We start from the raw sequence: 23,480 nt of genomic DNA, 5'->3' as shown, positions 1-23,480 counted from the left end.
TGAGCACTGTACTCGATATAGTGTAACAGCATATGCAAATATTTTTCATCAAGGAGGTACGTTGATGGACACTGGAACCCACGTCGTTATGGGGATCGCTATCGGAGGCTTGGCAACATTGGATCCAGCAGTCTCTGGCAGTCCGACTATGACGCAAGCGGTCATGGTTGGAGCCATCGTCGGCTCTCAAGCTCCAGACTTAGATACGGTCCTAAAAATTAGAAACAATTCGTCTTATATTCGTCATCACCGTGGAGTGACCCACTCCGTTCCTGCTTGGTTTATTTGGCCAACTCTCATTACACTGGCTTTGGCTTATATGACCCCGAATGTACCATTAATTAACTTATGGCTGTGGACATTTCTAGCCGTTTTCCTTCATGTATTCGTGGATATCTTCAATGCATATGGAACAAAAACCTTTGCTCCATTCAAGCAGAAATGGTTGGCTCTTGGGGTGATTAACATATTTGACCCGTTTATTTTTATTGCTCATATTGTAGCGATTTTACTTTGGCGATATGGTCTCCATGCTGGCTGGACATTTTTAGGATTGTTCGTAGTTCTAATTTTCTATTATTGGTGGCGGATCTATGAACAGCGCCAAGTTACAAAGCAGCTTAGAACACTTCATCCAGATGCTACGCATATTTTCACATCCCCAACGTTTCGTTGGTCTCAGTGGCACGTCGTGGTGAGAACCCGAAAAAAACTTTACGTAGCTCAAGTAAAAAGCGGGAAGGTAAATTATTTTGAGACCTATCCATTTGAACCCATTCCAGATCACCCTGTGATTAATGCTGCTCGCAAGGACAAAAATTTGTCCGCATTTTTGTCCTTCTCTCCAACCTATCGTTGGGAAATACACCGAGAAAAGCAAGGGTACACTGTTAAATTTGTTGATTTAAGATACCGAACGAAGGGGTACTATCCGTTTATTGCGATCGTGAAAATGGATGAAGACCAACAAATCCTGAGCTCTTACACCGGTTGGATCTATAATACCAATACCCTCCAACGAAAATTGGAAGTAGCTACTTAGGGGCAAAAAATATGAAAAGGGCTGTCTTAGGAACAAGACAGCCCTTTTCGGTTTCACTTTAGTGAAGAATTTCTTTACCTTTAAAGTGCTCCCTATATTTTGGGTTTTCAATCATCACATCGTGAAGACGACTGCCATATTGTTTAATCCATTGCAGAAGCACCATTTCAGTCATTTCTTTACCTCTGTATTCTCTCCCGGCTGATGCATATGTCGATTCAAAGTCTTCCCACAGAAGCTCTATCCATGTACGAGCTTCTCTATATGACATTTGTTCATTTCTTTCTAACAACCGGTTTGTGAGACGTTCATAATAATCATTCACAATTACAAATGCTCCTCCTTTTACATTTTTTCCAAAGGATGAAATCAAAAGTCACTTCAAACACTATTCATGCCCCGTCAAAAAAGGAGGTTCATTCCTTGAGAAACAAAGCAAAAGGATTTCCAAATCCCATGAAGTTATCAAAAGACAGAAATGTCGGCGATGAACATGCATCGAAGCGCACAAACGGCGAAACAAATGACCGTCCGTACGCACGTATGCAATCATCAAATGAAAAACACTAGACAAACACTGTTCGAATGACTAACTTTCAACACAATGTGGGAGGTGCCTGTAATGGCAAAAGGAAAAACGAGCCAATTGTCAGGATTTAAATATGTCGATCCATTCCAATCTCCTCGTGCAAAGCCGAAACATGCTTTCCATCAAGTGAATGGAGAAACAGAGCAAAGCTTGCACAATTACGTACTCGCTGTACAAACACGCAAACGGAGCTAACAGGGGCGACAAGTTCTCCATCGCGAACCTCAAGAGAAAGGCTAAACGCCTTTCTCTCTTTTACTTTTCCTCTAATAGTGCATGTTCAAAAAGGAGCACAAAAAGAGCAGAGTAGGTCGAGGCGGCGAAATTTTTCGAGCACCAGAGCGACGAGTCGTAGCGATCCACTCTTCGTAGCTTAACTAGCAGAGAAAGAGACATCTGGTATTAATACGTGAGGAGCGAGAAACAAGCCAACGAACTTCCCCAGGTTAAGGTGACTCCTGCGTTCGCCACAGGACGTGGCGGTATTAGTAGGAGATCCTATTCTACGACAGCTATTTTTAACGGACTTACTGAACATCCTCTAATAATGAGATTGGCACGGCTTCTTCTTCCTTTTGTCCATCCCGATATCCCCAAGCGAACACACCATTCATGTAGGTGATCTTAAATGTACTCATCACTTCGCCTGCTAAATGATATTCTTTCCCAGGAACAAACTGACCAGGATCCATTAAATAAGACTTCGCCATTGCCATTTTCCGTTCATGTACGGCATATTCGTTTACCATTCCCATTTGTTCTGCTTTTTGAGCTTTCTCTTTAAGGGAAGCAATTTCATTTCGCAATTCCATTTCAGTCATGCGACTGTATCTTTTATCCATCATATAACGTCCTTTTCATCCTTTTATACCTTCATTATAGGAGAGTGCGCGATGAAAAAAAAGTCCCCTTCACACAATTTACAGCCAAACATTATCAATTTCCACACTAAACCTTTACTTACTATCTTCGTCGTTCCAGTCATTAATCCATTGGTCGATCTTTTCAAAAGGGAATCCTTTTCCATATAAATATTGTTTGATTCGTCTTTCTTTTTCCCATCCATCGAATTTGTCATATTTCCGTACAGCTTTTTCTGCATGCTTCGTTAACGCTGCAAGCTCCTCTGACTCATCGGCTTCAAAATTGATCTCCTTTAACGCTTCTACCGCGACACTTTGTGAAAAACCTTTCTGCATTAAAAACTGGATGAGCTTTTGCTTTTTCTTCTGAATGGAATCTGACTTATAAGAACGTTGCTTTTTTTCTCCCCATTCAATCGCATGCTCTAGCTGTTCCCCGTCAGTATATTGCTTTAATGCGCCTTGAATCGCCTTTTCGGCAACGCCTTTTTCTTTAAGCTCCACCGATATTTTTAACGGGCCTTTTTTTTGGGTATTTTTTTTCGTTCGTACATACGATTCCGCAAAAGCAGCATCGTCGAGCAAATTCATTTCAAGCAAACGCTGTAAAATTTCATCTTTTTCTTCATCGGTAATCTCTTGATCATATAAATAGCCATTCATTTCCTTTACAGTCCGCATACGGTAGGATAAATAATGAAGCGCCCGATTGAAAGCTTTGCTTTTTTCTTCGTCTTTTTTTATCGCTATCATTTGTTCCTGTGACAGAGACGAACCTTTCTGGAGAGCGTGCTTTACTAAAACATCTTCATTAAGCGTAAACGCGTATTGTTCAGAACCGTCCTGCTGAATATAGATGTGATAACGACCTTTTCTCTTTTTATGTAATGTAATTTTAGATATGGTTGCCAAAACTGTCACCTCTCGTCAATTATCGTATCATAATTGAACAGGAGCGTGTTTAATAGGAAGATTAAAAAGGAAATACATAGGTTAAGAAAACGGATGAACATCCATAGGGAGGAAGGTAATGATGAAGATTGCCATTGCAGGGGGATCTGGTTTTATTGGTTCAGCATTAGCCAACCAACTAACAGCGAACGGCCACTCAGTGCTCATTTTAACGCGAAACAATGACAATAAACAAGATACAAAAAATGTTACCTTTGTTGAATGGTTAAAAGAAGGAAGTACTCCTGAAAAGGAATTAGCAAGAATCGATGCATTTGTTAACCTCGCCGGTGAGAGCTTGAATAGCGGACGGTGGACAGAAAAGCGAAAACGAAGAATTTTAAAGAGCAGAATTGACGCTACGAAGGAGGCAATAGCTATTCTTCATAAGCTTGATCAAAAGCCAGAAATCCTCATAAATGCTTCGGCTATTGGCTATTATGGTACCTCCTTTAAGCAAACATTTACCGAACAGAACAAGGAAAGTGGTGATGACTTTCTTGCTGAAGTGGTAAAGAGTTGGGAGGCAGAAGCGAGCCATGCAATAACAGACAACATTCGCGTTGCCTATATGCGTTTTGGAATGGTTCTGGATGACAATGAGGGAGCCCTAAACCAAATGATGATTCCGTTTAAGCTATTTGCAGGCGGACCACTTGGAACAGGTAAGCAGTGGATAAGCTGGGTGCATATAGATGACGTCATTGGATCGATCATTTTTACTATCGAAAATAACAAGCTTTCCGGTCCAGTTAATGTAACCGCCCCAACACCAGTCCAAATGAACGAGTTTGGCCGCAAATTAGCTGACGTCATTAACCGCCCTTATTGGCTGCCGTCTCCAAGTATTGCTTTAAAAACGGTACTCGGTGATATGAGTGTTCTCGTTCTGGAAGGTCAAAGAGTAATACCTGAAAAATTACAGCACCATCAGTATCCTTTTCAGTTCCCTGAATTGGAGGGAGCTTTGAAAAATTTATTATCCGAATCTTAAATAGGGATTGCTGAATAACTCTAGCACTCAAATACAAAGGGTGCCGCTTCCATGGCTTCGCTTTTCGCAGGCAACGCTTCAGCCTCCGCCATTGCAGAAGTACCCCTTGGCTATCCCATATGTATCTCATAATCAGGTGCAAGGTTTTTGGCAAAAAGGAGACTTATATCCTTGCAGATCAAAAGTCAAACACCTCTTAATTTTATTGCAAAGGGACCTATTTAAAAGCTGTGAATAAGTAGCATACGCCTGTGTTGCAAGAGGATATACCGTTGAAAAATGCATTGGCTCTGCTCATTGCTTCGGGAATTACTCAAAAAGTCAGTAACCGACTTTTTAAGTAATTATTTTGTTGGTAATTAAACCAAAAACCTGAATAACTTTCCTCCTCTCTGTTCACACTACTAACGACTAACGAACGTGAGGTGAATTGTATGGAAAGTAAAAAACGCCAAGCGAAAGAAGAACGAAGTAAATTAAAAAAACCACAAGAAATGGCTTATATGAGCGATTTTAAAGCAGCCGACCGTGCTGCATTAAGAAGCAAAAACGGAAGATAACTTAAGGGATGATAACGTAATCAAGGAGGCTATCACAATGAGTAAAGACAACAAACGGGACAAAAACATTCCAGACCTGAAGGAAGTTCAAGATAATGAAGTAGTAGAGTATTCAGAAGAGGTGGCTGACACAGAGGATCTTGAAGCACAAGCACGAGCAAAAGCCGCCGATCATCGCGTAAACACAGATAATATTTAAGCCACAATTTTGGATGTCTGTATACTCGGGCATCCTTTTTCATTACTCCACCCTACACAAAACGTGCAAAGAAAGGTATGATAGAGAAGAGAGATCGCTTGCGCATAGGAGGACGCATCTTCTTGGCTTTCTCTTTTTGTCCTCTCCATGGTTATACTCAAGATTATGACGAGCATTGGGCATACCGCGATTCTCTCGGCCTCGGAAATAGCAAAGAATACAGCTTACTCATCTTAATTGTCACTTTATTTTTTCCAATTTTCGGCTAAATGTTTACGTGATCATCCGAAGAGACCGCATATAGTCTGATCGCAGTTAGGAACACCTTTACACAGTTCAAATAATCCGGAGCCCCGGAATGATGAAAGGAAAGGTGACGCCAGTGAAACGCCTGCCACCAAGTTTTTTAGGAAAAAAAGTGTTTATGGATGGAAGTCAAATGAATTACGTAGTCCGCTATGAAGAGCACATTAACAAAAAGAAAACAAACGTATTACTATTTGATCAAGATACACCGGTGATTTTTGCCGTATTGTCCGATGATGGAAAGTTTCTTGATTCTTTTTACCTCTCAAATAAGACTAATGAAGCCTCTACAAATGCCTTAAACCGGCATAAGGAAATTATACAGCGCAAAAAACAGCACCGTGTTACCCAAGACGATTTACGAGATGCTCTCAAACCAAAAGAAGATGCAAAGATGAAAAATGAAAATGTCATGAAACACCTTTATGACGAACACCTTGAAGATATTAAACATCAATGGCCTTCGCGCTTACTTACTCTCCAAAGAACAGACGGAAAACACAACAACTCGCTCATACTCGAAACGTTAAAAGATGCTCTCCACAAAGCTAATGCTAACAAAAGCTTTTCATTTTTAATTTCTCACCGCCAAGATGCGCTAGTTCCCGAACTCGGTTTTCAAATGGAAAAATACCCAAATCTGCTCGAGCATATTTGTCAATATTACTTGGAGTTTAACGAGACAGCGACGGTCCAACGCCTTTTACTGAATACGGCGGAATCTGTTTCCCTAGACCATTCACCGCTGATCGAAAACATACTCCACCTTGCCCAGCGCATCGATCACATTCATTATTCAAACGTCTTGAAAAGCGTACTATCCACGCTATTTAAGCGGGTAAAACACGATATGAATGAAAGTCCGAAGGCTTGGCTTAACGATACTGTTCACGACAAAGCGATCCGTCACTCGATTGTGATGGCTTTAAAGAATAAAAAAACAGGATAACAAGAAAAGCGCAAGGCGCCCGCTAATCGGCGACATGCAAATGTTCTGTCCGATAAAAAGTGCTTTTTACTTTTAATCGGGCAGGTTATTTGACACGAGACGATGGCGCCTGGAGCTAGACACTTAAGCGTAGATTTTTTAACTCGTAAGAAAAAACGCATAGCGGTCTTTATTAAAACAGCGTTAGCTTCCGCCGCATGTGATTAAAGTCTCAAGTATGCTTTTCCCTTGAGACTAGCGGCTAGCCTTTTAATTGCAACAAAAAATAAGCGTGCTTCCACAATTGGAGGCACGCTTTATTATTTCACTTATCCATGCATTCGTCTTGCAAAGTCTACAAACCGGAATTTATCAGGACGATGTCTGGATTCTGTATATTGAAATAGACTAGCATCATCAAAATAGACGTAATTTTTCACAACGACTACGTTGGAAAAGTCATCTAAATCGAGAAGTTGCCGATCCTGTTTCGATGGTTCAACAACCGTAATTTCTTTTTTGGCAAAGCTAATTGTCATTCCAAGCTGACCTTCGATGTACTCATAAATCGAGTTTTTACAGATTGATTCTGTTAAATGATCGACGTACATTTGATTTAAAAAGTCTTTGTCGAGAATCACTTTCTCACCGTCAATCTCACGAACACGATGGACTTCCCAAGCTTTCTCACGATCGTTTAACTTCAATTGTTCTCGTATGTATGGACTGGGATTGATCAGCTCTAACTTTTCAACATACGTTTTATGATTATCACCCATTTTTTTAGCCAGCTCTTTAAAGCTCACCAAACCAGAAATAGGAAAATCAAACTTTCGCGCGTCCAAAACGATGGACCCTTTTCCTTGGACTTTTTGAATAAATCCATTCTGGGCCAACAAATTTAACGCTTTGCGAATCGTTTCACGTGACGTATCATATTCTTCCATCAGATCATGCTCTGAAGGGAGCTTACTTTGTGGGTCATAGTCACCTGATTGTATTTTATCTGCAATACTCTTGTAGATTTTAATAAACTTATTTTGCATCGTTTTCACCGCTTTATATGTGTGTGCAATTCAATCAGCAATCAGCTTCATTCAGTTTATCATGCTTTTTTCAAATGATAAACTACCGACTCATACGCTCGTAACTTTACCTCTCTCGGATTTGAAGGAGCATCATCATAGTTTGAGATCACAATTTCTGACTTGTAACCAGCGAGGTCATCAAGAGGATATTCGAAGTCCACTTCATCCTCATAGAAGTTATTAACGACCAATAACTTTTCATCGTTATACTCTCGAACGTAGGCAAACATTTGCTCATCCTCTTTGAGTAAAAGCTCATAGCTTCCATAAGTGATAATATCCAGTTTCTTTCGCAGCCCAATTAGCTTCTGGTAATGATAAAATACAGAGTTTCGATCTTCCATCGCATTTTTAGCATTAATTTCTTTATAGTTATTTGCAACACCAATCCAAGGTGTACCCGATGTAAATCCTGCGTTTTCACTACCATCCCATTGCACAGGCGTTCTCGAGTTATCACGGGATTTTTGCTTAATACTCTTCATAAGTTCAGCCTCATCTATCCCTTGTTCGCGTTTCAGTTTATAAATATTGAGAGTTTCTACATCGCGGTACTCATCAATGCGATTAAACTTCGGATCGGTCATTCCAAATTCTTCCCCTTGATAAATGTACGGCGTCCCTTGCATCATGTGAACCGTTGTTGCAAGCATTTTTGCTGATTCATTATGATACTCTCCGTCATTTCCAAAACGGCTGACAACACGAGGCTGATCATGATTACACCAAAACAACGCATTCCAACCGCCACCTTTGTGCATTTCTACTTGCCATTTTGAAAGAATCTCTTTTAAAGCAAGGAAATCAAAGTCTGCTGCTACCCACTTTTCACCTTCTGGATAATCAACTTTTAAATGGTGGAAGTTAAATGTCATACTTAATTCTTGACGATCTGGTCTTGTGTACTGAATACAGTGATCAACAGTCGTTGAGCTCATTTCCCCAACTGTCATAACGTCATAATTAGAAAACACCTTGTCGTTCATTTCATGCATAAATTCATGCACGCGGGGACCGTCTGTGTAAAACTTACGTCCGTCCCCCGGAGCCACAGAGCCATCATCGTTCGGAAAACGCTGATCCTTTGAAATCAAGTTAACAACATCGAGTCGGAATCCATCTACCCCTTTGTCAAACCAATACCGCATCATATCGTACACTTTTTCACGAACTTCTTCATTCTCCCAATTCAAATCTGCTTGCGTGACGTCAAATAGATGCAAATAATACTGCTCTGTTTTTTCATCGTACTTCCAGGCAGTACCGCCAAATTTAGACTGCCAATTTGTTGGTTCTTCTCCATCTATTGGGTCTTTCCAAATGTAAAAGTCACGGTATGTGTTATCTTTTGACTGTGCAGACTGTTTAAACCACTCATGTTCAGTAGAAGTATGGTTCACCACGATGTCCATAATGATTTTCAAGTCTCGTTTATGGGCTTCAGCTAACAATCGATCGAAGTCTTCCATTGTCCCATACTCTTCATGAATGCTGAAATAATCACTTATATCATAACCATTATCTTTTTGTGGAGATTTATAAACCGGAGTCAGCCAAATAATATCGACTCCAAGCTCCTTTAAATAATCCAGCTTTTCTATAATGCCTTCTAAGTCACCGATACCATTTCCCATCGTATCATTAAAACTCTTCGGATAAATTTGATAAACGACGGATTTTCTCCACCATTCATTCATGTTCATATTCTATCCCTCCATCAAGTCGGTCTTTTTCATGTTCCCCATATTTCTAACTATTGAAACCGTATTCTCTAGGTTCTTCCAGTGGAAATGAGGTTTACTATTGTCTGTTAAATCGTTTTCAATGTTATTTCGGTTCAAGTATATCTTGTATATACAAGTTAGTCAAATCAGAAAAGAATCACTGGATTTTTTTCTACCTTGAATTACTACAAAAGAAAGTTGCCTTCTTCACTCAAAAAAATGCCCCCATTGTATCGGAGACATTTTTAGTGTTTGATTATATTTAGGGATTGCTGAATAACTCTGGCACTTCAAATACAAAGGGTGCCACTTCCATGGCTTCGCTTTCCGCATGTAACGCCTCCATTCGCGTAAGGCGTGCCATTGCAGCAGCATCCTTTGGCTACCCCATGTGTTACCTCAAAATCAGGTGCAAGGTTTTTGGCAGATGGAGAATCATTTCCTTGTAGATTCTCTCCATGAAAAAAGCATATCCTCTTGCCAGCGGATGCTTGTAAAAACCGCTGGACTTACCTTAATTCACTCAATGATTCATTTAATTCGCGTGTCTGACTATAGATCCGTTTATAAATTCGGTAATATTCATTATATTTTTTCACGTTATCAGGAATCGGTTCATATGTTTCCTCCTGTGAAGTAAAGACAGCTGCACACTCTTCTATAGAATTAAACCAGCCTAAACCATAGGCAGCTAACATTGCAGCTCCAACTGCCGGGCCTTGTTCACTCGCTAGTTTCACAATCTTCGCATTGAAAATATCCGCTTGGATTTGAAGCCATTCTTCGTTTTTGGCTCCGCCACCAATGGAAATGACCGTCTCAATCGTTTTACCAGCCTCTCTAAATATTTCAATCGATTCATTTAGGGAAAACGTAATCCCTTCCACAACCGCCCTTGTAAACTCAGCTTTTGAATGGGAAGCATCTATTCCGATAAAGCTTCCACGAATGTTTGCGTCTGCATGGGGAGTTCTCTCCCCTACGATATAAGGGGTGAACATTAACCCTCTGGCACCTATGGGGACCTCGTCGAGATTTACTAGGAGCTGCTCAAAGTCTTCATCCTTTGCAAAAGTATCTTTAAACCACTCGAGGCTATATCCAGCAGCTAAAGTTACCCCCATCGTATAATACGCATTTTCCTTACCATGATTAAAATAATGGACACCACCTTCAAGCTCTCGTTCTCCAGATTCCTCATAGGATAGAACAACTCCTGAAGTACCAATACTGCACAGCGTAGTCCCTTCGCTTAATATAGCTGAGCCGATCGCGCCACAGGCATTATCAGCACCTCCAGCAAAAACCTTTGTCGTACTCATTAAACCGGTAGCTTCCGCAAAGTACTGGTCAATTTCCCCAACACATTCATTCGATTCAACTAAAGGAGGACAAAGGTCGACATTGACCCCTACTTTTTCACAAATCTCTTCACTCCACTTTTTCTCTGCAACATTTAACAACAACGTCCCTGCTGCATCTGAATATTCACTGTGAAGGTGGCCTGTCATTTTATACCTTAAGTAATCCTTCGGCAGTAAAAATACCTCTCCTTGTTCAAATGTTTCGGGTTCGTGTTCTTTGACCCAGAGCAATTTTGGTAAAGTGAACCCTTCTAAAGCTGGATTCTTCGCAATCTCGAGAAGTGTTTTTTCTCCCACAAGGTCATATATCTGTTTACATTGTTCTGTAGTCCGCGTATCATTCCATAGAATGGCATGACGTAAAGGGATTCGATCTTTATCTAACAATACAAGCCCATGCATTTGTCCAGAGAAACTGATTCCTTTAATGTCAGCTGCTTCTCCATCAAACTCATCTACTAACTTCTTTATCGCTTCGGTCGTTTTTTCCACCCATTCCTCTGGATCTTGTTCACTAAACCCATGCTTTTCTTGAATTAATGGATACGATTTAGAGATTTCCTTACAAACTTTTCCTTCAGGGTTCATTAAGAGTACTTTCACGGAACTCGTGCCTAAATCTACTCCAATAACATAGCTGCTCATTGATCATCACCCTTTTCATATACTTATAAATATGTAAAATATGCTGGTTAACATTTCCGTTAACCAGCACCTCACTTTGTGTCTTTATTTCGTCAAAGCTTCTAATAAATATTGGTTAAGAAGACCTTTTAACTTTTCCTGTCTTCCAGAATGGTTGCGAATACTTCCCAATTCAAGAGCATACTTTTCTAGCTTATGAAGATCTGTTTTCCCTTCGACAATATCAAGGCCGATTCCTTCTTTATAGCTGCTGTATCGTTCATCTACAAAGGAATCAAATACTTTGTCTTCAATTAACCGTTCTGCCACTTTTGCACCGATCGCAAAACTATCCATTCCCGCAATATGCCCGTGGAATAAATCATCCGGCTCAAATGAACCCCTTCTTAGTTTAGCGTCGAAGTTTAATCCTCCAGTGCCAAGCCCGCCGTTCTTCAAAATTTCATACATTGCTAGTGTGGTTGCGTACATATCTGTAGGAAACTCATCTGTATCCCACCCTAAAAGTGTATCTCCTTGGTTTGCATCAACAGACCCTAGCATCCCGTTAATTCTCGCAACACGTAGTTCATGCTCGAAAGAATGTCCAGCAAGTGTTGCGTGATTTGCCTCAATATTAAATTTAAAATGATCCGTGAGGTCGTATGATTGCAAGAATGCCAATCCCGTCGCTACATCGAAATCATACTGATGCTTCGTAGGCTCTTTTGGCTTCGGCTCGATTAAAAATTGCGCATCAAATCCGATTTCCTGGGCGTAATCTTTAGCCATATGGAAAAAGCGTGCGAGGTTATCCTGCTCTAGCTTCATGTCTGTGTTTAAGAGTGTTTCATACCCTTCTCGTCCGCCCCAAAACACGTAGTTTTCAGCACCGAGCTCTTTACCAACCTCTAAACCTTTTTTTACTTTTGCTGCAGCATAAGCAAAAACGTCTGCATTAGGAGAAGAAGCTGCCCCATGAAGCCAGCGAGGGTGTGTAAACATATTGGCCGTATTCCATAGTAATTTTGTTTTACTTGTTTTCATGTAACCTTTCAGCATTCCTACGATTTCGTCTAAATTATCATAGGTTTCCTTTAATGTTTCGCCTTCTGGTGCAATATCAACATCGTGGAAACAGAAAAACGGTACATTCAACTTTTCAAACAACTCAAAACCCGCTTCCACACGAGCTTTCGCTAAATCCATTCCTGAAAATTTATTCCATGGTCGCACCATCGTTCCTTGCCCAAAAGGATCTGATCCGTCTCCGACAAAGGTATGCCAGTAAGCAACAGAAAATCGTAAAAACTCCTCCATCGTCTGCCCATTTTTCATTGTTTCTTCTGGATTATAATACTTGAATGCAAAAGGATTTTGAGTGCTAGGTCCTTCATAGTTTACTTTGTTTACATTTTTAAAATAGGCCACCTTAATTCCCTCCAATATGAATAATGATCTAGTATTTACATTCATCATACCAACACCAACTTAGTTTGTCCATCGAATAAACTAAGTTTGCATTGGAAATATTTTATGTTATAACTGTTCTAAGTGAATCACTTTCATAATTCATTTGGGTTCAAAAAAGAATACTACTTCAGATTATTACATTATTGTAAAAAGCGTATCTTTTTGCAACTCCATTGGACTGCATCTACTCGCTTACCGCGGACGAACCGCAGGAGTCTCGCAGATTCCGTCCAAATATGTAGGGTGCTAAACAGACGGTTTCCTCCCATTTCATTTCGTTTGTTTGACCACTTACAAAATTTCGACATTTGGAGAGGTGCTTCTTTTTTTATGTCTTAGAACCGTTGAGCTGTCTAGGCTCAGAATTATGAAATTCATTCAAGTAATACCTTTATAGTTTTAAAGTAAAAAGGAGCTAGCCTATGAGCGCATATCAACAATCGATAAAGATCAGTAATAAATTTTTAGTTTTACAATCAATAAAAAATCACGAGCCAATTTCTCGAGCTCACTTGTCCCAGCAACTGAACCTTACAAAAGCGACAGTATCAAGCTTAGTCGAAGAATTGATTGAAGAAGGCTATTGTCATCAAACCGGCCCAGGAAAATCGAGTGGTGGCAGACGCCCACTGATGCTAAAGTTTAATGAAAAGACAGGATATTCTATTGGGATTGATATAGGCGTAAACTATGTGCTTGGTATTTTGACTGACCTTCGTGGAAACATTATGTTCGAGAAAAACCAAAAAATGAACACCAATGATTTCAACCAAACGATTCTTTTCATAGAAGAGGTTATTAGCGAATTTATTCAAAAAGGCGCGGAAAGTAACCGTGGCGTTATCGGTATTGGTATCGGGGTTCCAGGCATCGTTAACCTTGATGGAAACGTTTTATACACACCTAACCTACAATGGGAGCAAGCAGACTTAAAAAATATTATCTCGGAAAAATATTCATTACCTGTGATTGTTGAAAATGAAGCAAATGCAGGTGCGTACGGAGAAAAGTGTTTCGGTGTCGGGAAGGAGTCTGCCGATCTCGTTTATATCAGCCTTGGTATTGGGATTGGAACTGGACTCATTTTAGATAATAAACTCTACAGAGGTAAAAGTGGACTAAGTGGAGAGATGGGGCACATGATCATTGAGTCCCAAGGGAAATTATGTGGCTGTGGCAGTAAAGGCTGTTGGGAACTTTATGCATCTGAAAGAGCATTGATTAACCGAGCCCACGAAGTAATTGGCAGTAAATATGGCAGCGAACCCTCACTTGAAGGATTAATGGATGCTGCTAGAAAAGATCATGAGGTCAAAACATTATTTGATGAGATAGGATATTATTTAGGTGTTGGAATTAACAACATAATAAACACCTTTAACCCCGAACAAATCATCATCGGAAACAGACTCACGATCGCAAAAGACCACCTTCACACATCACTAATGCAAGTGATTAAAGAGAAGACATTAAACGAACATCAAACAAACCTAACCGTCAATTACGCAAATTTATCGCAATACTCAACAGCTCTAGGCAGCTCAGCCTACTCAATAGAACATTACTTTAAAGAAATCTTCCAAACAGACATAGCCTTCTAGTTGGTACACAAAAGACCGATTTTAGCCTTTTGATGTACCAACTAAGCAATTGACGAAGCCGGTGCATCTTTTATGCTAGCTATGAGCAGTTTTCTCATAGCTGGCGCGCACCGTGCAAAGCCATTGCTACTCCTTTTGATCGACACTTTTTAATCCACACTTTCAATATTCCATCTTTATATTTCAAAATAATTTTCTGCATTGTTGTAACAAATATCCTTGATTATACTTCCCAAAAATTCGTATTCTGCAGGAGCCTCTCCTCTATCAATCCACCCTCCAACATAATCACAGAGAATCCTTCTAAAGTATTCATGCCTAGTAAAAGATAACAGACTTCTAGAGTCCGTAAGCATACCGATAAAGCTACTAAAAATACCGACATTGGATAAGTCTGTCATTTGTCGGACCATACCATCTTTGTGATCGTTAAACCACCAGCCAGAACCAAATTGAATTTTGCCTTTTACTCCTTCACGCTGAAAATTGCCTATTGTCGTTGCTACAACATAGTTTTGTGATGGATTTAAGTTATAGATAATTGTTTTAGGTAACTGATCTTCTTTATCTAATTCATTTAAGTACCCATTCAATGAGCTTGCCAACTGATAATCATGAATAGAATCAAACCCCGTGTCAGGTCCAACCCTTTTAAACATTCTATCGTTATTACTTCTAATCGCTCCCAAATGTAATTGCATCACCCATCCGAGTGAATGATAGAGCTTGCCTAAAAAAACTAAAGTATACGTTTTATACTTATCCACTTCTATTCTGGACACCTTCTCACCTAAAATGAGCTTTTTGAAAATAGCTGAGGCTTCATCATAAGTACACATCGAAAATGGAAAAATATTTAAACCATGATCAGACACACAACAGCCTCTTTTATTAAAATAATGTGCTTTTGTCTCAATTACTTTTAACAGGTCTTTATACGAAGTAATAGTAACCTCCTCAGTTGCACCCAGTTTGTGAATATAGTGAATAAATGATTCGCTTTCAACATTTACAATTTTATCAGGTCGAAACGTCGGTAAAACTTTCGTTTGAAAGCTTTTATTATCATCAATTGATTCATGGAATTTTAACGTATCAATCGGATCATCTGTTGTACAAATCGCTTTCACGTTCGACTTTTCGATTATTTTTTGAGACGAAAACTCAGGAGTTTGTAGCATTTCGTTTAATTGCTCCCAGATGTCATCACTCGTTTCTTCAGTCAACAAACGATTGATCCCAAAGTACCGCTTTAGTTCCAAGTGTGTCCAGTGAAACAACGGGTTCCCAATCGTATAAGGTACCACTTTTGCCCAAGCTTTAAATTTCTCTCTGTCCGAAGCTTCTCCTGTTATCAGCTCTTCTTTTACCCCTAAAGTTCGCATTGCTCTCCACTTATAATGATCTCCGTGCAGCCAAATTTCAGATATCGATTCAAACTTTTTATCGGTAGCGATCTCTTCTGGTGACAAATGACAATGAAAATCAAAGATCGGCATTTCCTTCGCATACTCATGGTATAGCCTTTTTGCCGCTTCAGTATTTAACATAAAATCATCATGGATCAGTGCCGTCATTATACTCCTCCTTAAGAACTATCGAGTAACCTTTTGCTTCCCGCACATAATGCCCTCTAATTCTTCTAAAGTTAGGACTCCTTCCCAGTCTCCTTTATATTGGGTAGCTAAAGCCCCCATCACATTTGCCCGAGCGATGGCGTGAGGAAAGCTTTCTTTAAGTGAGGGTTCACTAAGTGGATCCGGCTGATTGAGCAGGACCGATAAAAATCCCGCAGCAAATGCATCTCCTGCTCCGACTGTATCGACAATCTGCTTGACTTTATAAGCAGTCCCGATATGATTATGCTCGAAGTACCTGGCAATTGCTCCTTTTTCACCGAGTTTTAGAGCAATAACCGGAGGGCCCATCTCTTGAAATGCTTTCATATAGTCCTCTTCTGTCATTTCCCCTAGTAAAAATTCCGCTTCATCCACACCTGGCAAAAAGACGTCGCATAGTGGGAGTAACGACAAAATAACTTCTCGTGACTTTTGTTCACTCCAAAGCTTTTTACGTATATTGGGATCAAATGAAATGGTCATGCCCTTTGACCTCGCTTGCCTCATTGCTTCTCTTACCATTTCTTCTGCATTTTCACTTAATGCCGGTGTAATGCCTGTGACGTGTAAATGCTTCGCGCCATGGAACCAATTTTCTTGAATATCATGAATCGATAACTTACTAGCAGCTGAACGCTTCCTAAAATAATAAACATTAGGATCTCCAAAACCTTTCGTTTCTTTAAAAAAGACTGCAGTATTTGCTGAATCATCAGCGACTACACGAGAAACGTCTACCCCTTCGCCCGACAGTGTGGAGAGAATCATTTCACCAAAAGGATCCTGGCCGACTCGACTAATCCAACGAGTTTTCATTCCTAGTCTTGAGAGGGCTAACGCCAAATTGGATTCAGCACCCCCAATTGAGTTCGTGAACAGGGGTGCATACTTGATCTGTCCTTCTTGCATTGGTTGAAACAACACCATACTCTCCCCTATGGTTACAACGTCTATAGTGGAACTCACAGTCATGAGCTTATCCCTCCTCTTAACCGTTACCCAGTTAATGTAAAAAAATCCCATCTATAACTCTCACCATTTTTAAGTAGATACTTTGACCTCACTTTCAGCATTTTGTGCATTAACAAAAATTCGATTACCAATCCACATGAGGAAATAACTCGTAATACTCATAGCAAAAAAAATTGCAAGCCCCGGAACATTTACAAATACAAATTGCAGAAAAAAGATTGAAATGATCATGAGTAATGTATAGTGTGGATAGGCTAGTCCCATCATTAGAGCCGTTCTTAAATACATGATGAGTTTTAAGTTCGTGTGAACATAAGCCTGAAAAATATATAGAAGCATGATACTATATAGGATCGTAACGACTAACAACAATCCTCTCGTTATCACCATCCACATTTCCGAGCTTTGAGTTAACGTGAAGTATAAATAGATAGATGCAGCAGGTAAGACTAAAATCAGTCCAAGTAGATTCGCCCTTATAAATTCTCTCTTATAATAGCTTAAAAATGTCTTATAAATTGGCAAATCTGTATTTCCACGAATCCACTGTCTCGTTACAGAGAATATGGCTATTGTTGCAGGCATAAACCCGAAGACCCCTAGCCCAAGTAAGGTAAATAGGATCCAAATTAAATTAAGATAGGCAAACCTACTAATCCATAAACTGATGCGGTAAACCCCTCCGAACATTCCACTCATTTCCATAATTGACCCTTCTTTCAATGGATTAATGTTATTCTGACTTTATCAAACGCCTGAATATGCCATAAAGCCACCTGAGGAAATATTGATAACCGAACCTCCCGTATTTACCAATGATTGATCCACAAAAAAAACGCCACTTTGTTTCTTAGGCTTGAATGTTCCATGGTCCTTCTCCACCTTTATTCCAATCTATTTCTCGTGCTCTAAGCTATCCCAAATTCCAAGTATATACATAATTCCTAAAGCACGATCGTATAACCCGTATCCAGGACGTGCTTGCTCCCCCCAAATCATTCGTCCATGATCAGGTCGTAAATACCCGTCAAATTTAGTGTCATGGAGCGCTTTAATAATTCCATAAATATCCAGTGACCCATCCGAACTTCGATGTGAGGACTCTTCGAAATCACCGTTTTCATAATGTTTAATATTTCTTACATGGGCAAATGGCACTTTTCCCATCTCTGAAAAATATCTAAAAATGTCAGGGATATCATTATTAGGATTAGCGCCTAAGGATCCCGAGCAAAGCGTTAAACCATTAGATGAGCTATCAACTAACTTAACGATACGCTCTAAATTTTCTTTATTTGTCACGATCCGCGGCAAACCAAACACCTGCCAAGGGGGATCATCCGGATGAATGGCCATCTTAATATCGCATTCCTCGGCTACTGGAATAACTTTTTCTAAGAAATATTTTAAGTTGTTAAATAAGTCTTCTTCTGTTATATCTTCATACATTTTAAATAACTCTTTAATTGTTTTTAGTCGCTCCGGCTCCCACCCCGGTAACGAGAACCCGTTTGAACTTCTTTCAATTTGTTCTACGATCTGTTGAGGGTCTTCTTTTTCAATCTTCTCTCTATCATAGGCAAGAACAGTAGAGCCGTCGGATAACTCTTTAGCAAGGGAGGACCTTGTCCAATCAAAAACAGGCATAAAGTTATAACAAATCACTTTAATCCCTATTTTTGAAAGGTTCCTGATCGTTTCTTGATAATTTAAAATGTAGTGATCCCGCGTTGGTAAACCAAGCTTGATATCTTCATGGATATTGACGCTTTCAATGACGTCAAGCTTCAATCCACTACTTTTTACTTCGTTGTGAAGTTCTATCACTCTGTCTTCAGGCCAGACACCTCCAACCGGAATATCAAACAGGCCACCTACAATACTATCCATACCAGGTATTTGTTTAATTTCCCGCAATGCTACACTGTCATCATTTTTTCCGAACCAACGAAAAGATATTTTCAACGGAGTTACTCCCTCTTTCTGCTTTGACGTCCTCAAGTTAAGTGATTATGTAAAGAAAGCTTTTTAAAATAATGTGGATATTGTTTTAATAAGGTTTCTTTCTCAAAATCAACTAATTGTAAATGTTCTTTCATCACTTTCTCAGCTTCCTTCGCTCGACCATTTGAAATGAGCCTGTGTATTTCTCTATGTTGAAGAACAATAATATCCCAATCTAATTCAGTTGATAATAACCTCAAAATCCGCAATCTTTTAAATTGAGTATTCATTTGTTGGGTGATTTCCCATGTCCTTGTTTTCCCACATCCGTAAAAAAGGATTTTATGGAACTCTTCATCAAGCTCGAACATTCTTGTATAATCTTTTTTGATGCTAATCTCTTGAAGCGTTAGGTTCGACTCGAGTTGAACGAAAAAAGGCATAGAAAAACTAACACACGCTTCACTTACAATCGCTGTTTCTAATTTCTCGCGTACAAACCGACCCTCTTCTACTAAATAAAGATCAATTTTTGAAACAGTTGTTCCACTCTGAGGAACAATTTCCAGTAACCCTTCCTCAGACAACTTCAAAAATGCTTCTCGCACCGGGGTTCTACTTACTTCTAATGCTTCAGCAATTTCTTTTTCTGAAATCTTAGTGTTGGGTTCTAACTCTAATGAGAGGATTCTTTCTTTTAGAGATAAATAGACATAATCTCTGATCGACAATTTCCCAAGCTCATTATCTTTTACTATCTTCATCACCCCTTATTACCACCCGGTTAATCCACAAACTTTACGAAAGCAATTTCTTAGTAAATCTTTCGCTTAAACCTATCGTCAATACCAGACTTACGATAATAATAGGTATTAATAATGTCGCGCCATTCTTTGGAGTGCTCCAGCTGTTCTTCCAGTTTTGATAAAACATCATTGAATCGAACTTTATCTACTTTCCCTTCTAACTCTCTCCAGTCAGCTGCTAACCTTTCAACCTGCTCTACTCCTTCAAAGTGAGTATTGTAGATATGCTGGATAACGGTTTCTCCCGATTTCAACTGATGAGAGTAAGGAACATGGTGGAAGAAGAGCAACAATTCGTCCGGACACCTTTCAATGGATTCATAAATCTCTTTATTAGGAGAAAAATATTGTCCGGTATAGCCGGTACCGTTCTTTAGCGTTCGGTTTACTCCCGTTCCATCCCGGTCTGAAAAGTGATAGGTTCCCCATGCAGAGTACTCATATCCTTCAATATTAGGTCCGTAATGATGTCCGGGATTAATCATCCAACCAACACCCAGTGGGGAAGTATAGTTCTCATAAATTTCCCAAGACTGACTGAGCATATGAGAAACCACTTCTACCGTTTGTGATTCATTTCCAAAGGTCATTCTCACCCATTCATCTGTAATTTCATCTGCTGATAAATCAGGATTCCAAATCAATCTACCAAAGCCATATAAGTTTGCCTGGGCTAGCGTATGACCTGTCCAGTTATAATCATTACCGATATTTGAAACAGCTGAAATTCCACTATATTTATTGTTATATAAGGAGCCGTTTACAATTGTCTTAACCTCAGTCCCCTTACCCTTGGCGTAGGTGTCGAAGTCAAGGACTTCTTTCCATTGAGGAATTAAATAGCAGAGGTGACGCTGCTGACCGGTATATTCCTGAGCAATTTGAAATTCAAGAATCTGATTTGTATCTTTTAGAGCGCCTATTAGTGGAGAAACAGGCTCTCGCACCTGAAAGTCCATCGGCCCATTTTTAATTTGTAAAATGACATTATCATTGAATTTGCCGTCTAATGGCGTGAAGTGATCGTAGGCTGCTCGAGCACGATCTGTTTCACGGTCACGCCAGTCCTGCTTACAGTTATAAACAAAGCACCGCCAGATGACAACGCCATTGTATGGCTCTAAAGCTTTTGCTAACAAATTCGCGCCGTCAGCATGGTTTCTGTTATAAGTAAAAGGTCCCGGCCGATTCTCTGAGTCTGCCTTTACAATAAACCCGCCAAAATCAGGGATCGATTCATAGATTTCTTTCACAGCTTCTTTCCACCATTGTTGAACGGATGGATTTAAAGGATCCGCTGTTTCCATATTTCCAATCCCTATAGGGCTCGCGTAATTTATAGCTAAAAACGTCGTAATGCCGTATGCCCTGAAAATCGAAGCCACTTTTTTTACATCAGGCAAAAACTCACTTGTAATAAAATTGGTTTCAATTTGATGCACATTTACGTTGTTTATTGAAATCGCATTAACCCCAGTAGAAGATAAAAGACGCGCATAGTCCTTAATTCTTGTTAAGTTACTTGAAAATTGATTGTCTCTATAAAAAATTGAATTTCCTGAGTATCCTCTCTCCACGCTACTATCGACATTATCCCACTGGTTGATCATTCTAAATTGATTTGCCGGGTTTTCAAGAATGTCAAGATTATCAAGGTCCTTCTTCATTTGTATCAGACGTAGCAAATGAAACGTTCCATATAAAATTCCTTTGTCTGATCGACCCACGATATAGATTGTTTGGTTATCGTGAGTTTTAATCGCATACCCTTCATCTTCAATATCTTCTAAACGGATTGTTGAAGGAAGCTGTCTCTCTTGTTTTGTTGTTGCAAGAACAAGGCCTGTTGTAGAGCTTAAGCTCATGGATACTCGCGGCTGACTATTAAGCATTGAAAATAATGCTTGATTTAACTCTGTCGTAGCCGAATGAATGATGCTCGACTGCTCTAACGTCACCAATTCATTCGTATATCGTTCTATCTGTTTTTTGTATTCTAAGTCTCCGATCCACGCATATTGTAACCACGCGTTGTAGCTGCTCTCATGCTCTAAGTCGATATCGTCATTCAAGCTCGTATTATAATGATCATAAAAACGCATAAGTGACTGCCCTCCTAATAAAATCTACCCTTCATTCACTTTGCTAAGAATCACCACATTTTTTAGGCTTCAACCTTACCCAACTTCGGATGGATCATCTCAAAGCCTCTCCTCGTTATGAGCTAAAGCTTATTCATCTTTCTCTTGATAAACAAAATAATCAAAATCAGCTTCTTTTTTTTGCCCACTCAAGTCCTGGGTACACATACCAATAAATGTTCCCGTAAACCTGACATGAGGAGCAGAATCATCAGATAAATGACTAATATCAATTTCTGTTCCAATTTTCTTCCATTCCGTTACGCTACCTTCAACTTTATAATAGAGTTGTAGCCACTCATTCTGAGCAACAGCCTTTAACTTCACTTCTTGCCCCTCTTCAATTTCGATATAACGTTCTAGCAATTCATCATATTCACCATGTTTCGTTTGAATAATCCCGATACATTTCCCTAGCCCATCACGGTGGGTGATATTTAAGTAGACATGATCTTCTGTATCATAGTAAAAAATCAACCCTGCCATTTGCTGAAATGTTTCCGGTTCAAATGCCATTGACGTCTCAACTTCAACATTAAATGCTTGCTGGCGTCTCGCTATAAGGCTCTGTTTGTGTAATGAAGATAGTGATTCCATTCCTTTTAACCTTAAGTAACCAGGACGTTCACTAAGAGATACCCAAGACGGATCTGCAGGAATTCTAAGAGAGTTCCAGTCAGTTCTTAGTTCCGGCTCGTCAAAGTCATCTTTTTCAGGTGCTGTTTCGAACTTGTACTCCGGTACATTTATACCTTTTACATGCAATGATGGTGCGTTCCCGCCTTGACTTAATCGAAGCCAGCCGTCATCAGTCCACTCACAATGCTGGATCGCCGTTTCCCGTCCTAATGTACAGCGTTTATCTTTAAGAGGACGGCCGCATAAATGAGCTAAATACCATTCTCCATCTTGCGTCTCTACTAAACTACCGTGTCCTGCTTTTTGTAAAGGTAGCTCATCTCGGCCTGCAGACGTTAACAATGGATACTGCTCATCCACTTCATAAGGACCATCAATGTTTTTCGCCCTCGCTAGTGTAGAAGCATGAGCATATTCTGTCCCGCCCTCTGCCGTTAATAAATAGTAATAGCCATTTCTCTTATAAATGTGAGGACCTTCCGTTAATTTAATATCTGTCCCTTTAAAAATGTTTTTCACAGGTCCTACTAATTTTTGTTCTTCCTCTGAGTATTCTTGTAGGATAATACCACCGAAAGGATGATGCCCTTTTCGGTAATCCCAAATCATATTCGTAAACCATTTACGACCGTCCCAATCGTGAAATAAAGAAGGATCAAACCCACTGCTATTCAAATACACAGGTTCAGACCAAGGTCCGGTAATATTTTCAGCTGTAACTAAATAATTGTGCGTATCTTTATAAGCACCATGCCACGACTTAACATCGGTATAAATTAAATAAAATAACCCGTCACTATAACTTAGACAAGGAGCCCAGATGCCTCCTGAATTGATATTACCTTTCATATCTAATTGAGATACTCGAGTTAACGGGCTATTAATAAATCGCCAATTCTTTAAATCTTTAGAATGATAGATTCTTACACCAGGGAACCATTCAAATGTAGATGTAGCAATATAATAATCGCCTTCAACACGAAGGATAGATGGATCAGGATGAAAGCCTTTAAGGATTGGATTTTCAATAACAGACATGTTTATTTCTCCTTT

22 protein-coding genes are annotated in these 23,480 nt (G+C 39.6%); 8 read left to right on the top strand and 14 right to left on the bottom strand.

The features are described 5' to 3' along the window. Nucleotides 1-64 precede the first annotated feature (64 nt). Nucleotides 65-1,042, top strand: coding sequence for a metal-dependent hydrolase (locus CDZ94_RS18515; RefSeq protein WP_096439677.1), 978 nt, complete (start codon nt 65-67; stop codon nt 1,040-1,042). Nucleotides 1,043-1,100: 58 nt separating this feature from the next. Here the strand turns inward: CDZ94_RS18515 and CDZ94_RS18510 are convergent, their stop codons facing one another. Then, nucleotides 1,101-1,367, bottom strand: a complete 267-nt coding sequence (locus tag CDZ94_RS18510; RefSeq protein WP_198520869.1) for a YfhJ family protein — start codon at nt 1,365-1,367, stop codon at nt 1,101-1,103. A gap of 98 nt (nt 1,368-1,465) precedes the next feature. Between CDZ94_RS18510 and sspK the strand changes: the two genes are divergently transcribed. Next, nucleotides 1,466-1,612 carry a small acid-soluble spore protein K gene (sspK, locus tag CDZ94_RS18505; RefSeq protein ID WP_096439675.1) on the top strand — a complete coding sequence of 49 codons (147 nt, stop codon included), beginning with the start codon at nt 1,466-1,468 and terminating at the stop codon, nt 1,610-1,612. A 52-nt stretch (nt 1,613-1,664) separates the two neighbouring features. Beyond that, nucleotides 1,665-1,826: a YpzG family protein gene (locus tag CDZ94_RS18500; protein WP_096439673.1), complete on the top strand. Its 162-nt coding sequence runs from the start codon at nt 1,665-1,667 to the stop codon at nt 1,824-1,826. 332 nt (nt 1,827-2,158) lie between these two features. Here CDZ94_RS18500 and CDZ94_RS18495 read toward each other — a convergent pair whose 3' ends face one another. Further along, on the bottom strand, nt 2,159-2,473 hold the full coding sequence (locus CDZ94_RS18495; RefSeq protein ID WP_198546735.1) for a YfhH family protein: 315 nt from the start codon (nt 2,471-2,473) through the stop codon (nt 2,159-2,161). A gap of 114 nt (nt 2,474-2,587) precedes the next feature. After that, nucleotides 2,588-3,406, bottom strand: a complete 819-nt coding sequence (gene recX, locus CDZ94_RS18490; protein WP_157911782.1) for a recombination regulator RecX — start codon at nt 3,404-3,406, stop codon at nt 2,588-2,590. Between the two features lie 118 nt (nt 3,407-3,524). Between recX and CDZ94_RS18485 the strand changes: the two genes are divergently transcribed. From CDZ94_RS18485 to CDZ94_RS18470, 4 genes are all read left to right on the top strand, one after another. After that, nucleotides 3,525-4,439, top strand: a complete 915-nt coding sequence (locus CDZ94_RS18485; protein ID WP_342587638.1) for a TIGR01777 family oxidoreductase — start codon at nt 3,525-3,527, stop codon at nt 4,437-4,439. Between the two features lie 434 nt (nt 4,440-4,873). Then, complete coding sequence (locus CDZ94_RS18480; protein ID WP_096439667.1) at nt 4,874-4,999, top strand: YfhE family protein; 126 nt, start codon at nt 4,874-4,876, stop codon at nt 4,997-4,999. 37 nt (nt 5,000-5,036) lie between these two features. Then, nucleotides 5,037-5,198: a YfhD family protein gene (locus tag CDZ94_RS18475; protein WP_096439665.1), complete on the top strand. Its 162-nt coding sequence runs from the start codon at nt 5,037-5,039 to the stop codon at nt 5,196-5,198. Nucleotides 5,199-5,556: 358 nt separating this feature from the next. After that, complete coding sequence (locus CDZ94_RS18470; protein ID WP_096439663.1) at nt 5,557-6,453, top strand: hypothetical protein; 897 nt, start codon at nt 5,557-5,559, stop codon at nt 6,451-6,453. A gap of 308 nt (nt 6,454-6,761) precedes the next feature. On the opposite strand, the gene treR is transcribed toward CDZ94_RS18470, so the two are convergent. The 4 genes from treR to xylA form a co-directional block, all read right to left on the bottom strand. Continuing rightward, nucleotides 6,762-7,478: a trehalose operon repressor gene (gene treR, locus CDZ94_RS18465; RefSeq protein ID WP_096439661.1), complete on the bottom strand. Its 717-nt coding sequence runs from the start codon at nt 7,476-7,478 to the stop codon at nt 6,762-6,764. Between the two features lie 59 nt (nt 7,479-7,537). Next, nucleotides 7,538-9,223 carry an alpha,alpha-phosphotrehalase gene (gene treC, locus CDZ94_RS18460; protein ID WP_280951874.1) on the bottom strand — a complete coding sequence of 562 codons (1,686 nt, stop codon included), beginning with the start codon at nt 9,221-9,223 and terminating at the stop codon, nt 7,538-7,540. A 530-nt stretch (nt 9,224-9,753) separates the two neighbouring features. Beyond that, nucleotides 9,754-11,253 carry a xylulokinase gene (gene xylB / locus CDZ94_RS18455; RefSeq protein WP_096439657.1) on the bottom strand — a complete coding sequence of 500 codons (1,500 nt, stop codon included), beginning with the start codon at nt 11,251-11,253 and terminating at the stop codon, nt 9,754-9,756. Nucleotides 11,254-11,337: 84 nt separating this feature from the next. Next, complete coding sequence (gene xylA, locus CDZ94_RS18450; protein WP_096439655.1) at nt 11,338-12,663, bottom strand: xylose isomerase; 1,326 nt, start codon at nt 12,661-12,663, stop codon at nt 11,338-11,340. 464 nt (nt 12,664-13,127) lie between these two features. On the opposite strand from xylA, the gene CDZ94_RS18445 reads away from it, so the two are divergent. Continuing rightward, nucleotides 13,128-14,306, top strand: a complete 1,179-nt coding sequence (locus CDZ94_RS18445) for an ROK family transcriptional regulator (protein WP_096439653.1) — start codon at nt 13,128-13,130, stop codon at nt 14,304-14,306. Between the two features lie 176 nt (nt 14,307-14,482). Here CDZ94_RS18445 and uxaC read toward each other — a convergent pair whose 3' ends face one another. The 7 genes from uxaC to CDZ94_RS18410 form a co-directional block, all read right to left on the bottom strand. After that, complete coding sequence (gene uxaC, locus CDZ94_RS18440; protein WP_096439651.1) at nt 14,483-15,883, bottom strand: glucuronate isomerase; 1,401 nt, start codon at nt 15,881-15,883, stop codon at nt 14,483-14,485. Between the two features lie 18 nt (nt 15,884-15,901). Beyond that, nucleotides 15,902-16,897, bottom strand: a complete 996-nt coding sequence (locus CDZ94_RS18435; RefSeq protein WP_096439649.1) for a sugar kinase — start codon at nt 16,895-16,897, stop codon at nt 15,902-15,904. A gap of 69 nt (nt 16,898-16,966) precedes the next feature. Next, nucleotides 16,967-17,602, bottom strand: a complete 636-nt coding sequence (locus CDZ94_RS18430; RefSeq protein WP_096439647.1) for a YesL family protein — start codon at nt 17,600-17,602, stop codon at nt 16,967-16,969. 189 nt (nt 17,603-17,791) lie between these two features. Beyond that, nucleotides 17,792-18,862: a mannonate dehydratase gene (uxuA, locus tag CDZ94_RS18425; protein WP_096439645.1), complete on the bottom strand. Its 1,071-nt coding sequence runs from the start codon at nt 18,860-18,862 to the stop codon at nt 17,792-17,794. A 32-nt stretch (nt 18,863-18,894) separates the two neighbouring features. Beyond that, nucleotides 18,895-19,605 carry a GntR family transcriptional regulator gene (locus CDZ94_RS18420; RefSeq protein ID WP_096440996.1) on the bottom strand — a complete coding sequence of 237 codons (711 nt, stop codon included), beginning with the start codon at nt 19,603-19,605 and terminating at the stop codon, nt 18,895-18,897. Between the two features lie 50 nt (nt 19,606-19,655). Continuing rightward, nucleotides 19,656-21,749: an alpha-glucuronidase family glycosyl hydrolase gene (locus tag CDZ94_RS18415; RefSeq protein ID WP_096439643.1), complete on the bottom strand. Its 2,094-nt coding sequence runs from the start codon at nt 21,747-21,749 to the stop codon at nt 19,656-19,658. A 129-nt stretch (nt 21,750-21,878) separates the two neighbouring features. Beyond that, complete coding sequence (locus CDZ94_RS18410) at nt 21,879-23,465, bottom strand: glycoside hydrolase family 43 protein (protein WP_096439641.1); 1,587 nt, start codon at nt 23,463-23,465, stop codon at nt 21,879-21,881. Between the last annotated feature and the right edge of the window lie 15 nt (nt 23,466-23,480).

It is taken from the genome of Alteribacter populi (assembly GCF_002352765.1).
Lineage (GTDB): Bacteria > Bacillota > Bacilli > Bacillales > Salisediminibacteriaceae > Alteribacter > Alteribacter populi.
The sequence above is the reverse complement of the archived record's forward strand: the minus strand, read 5'-3'. Positions and strand labels throughout refer to the sequence as shown.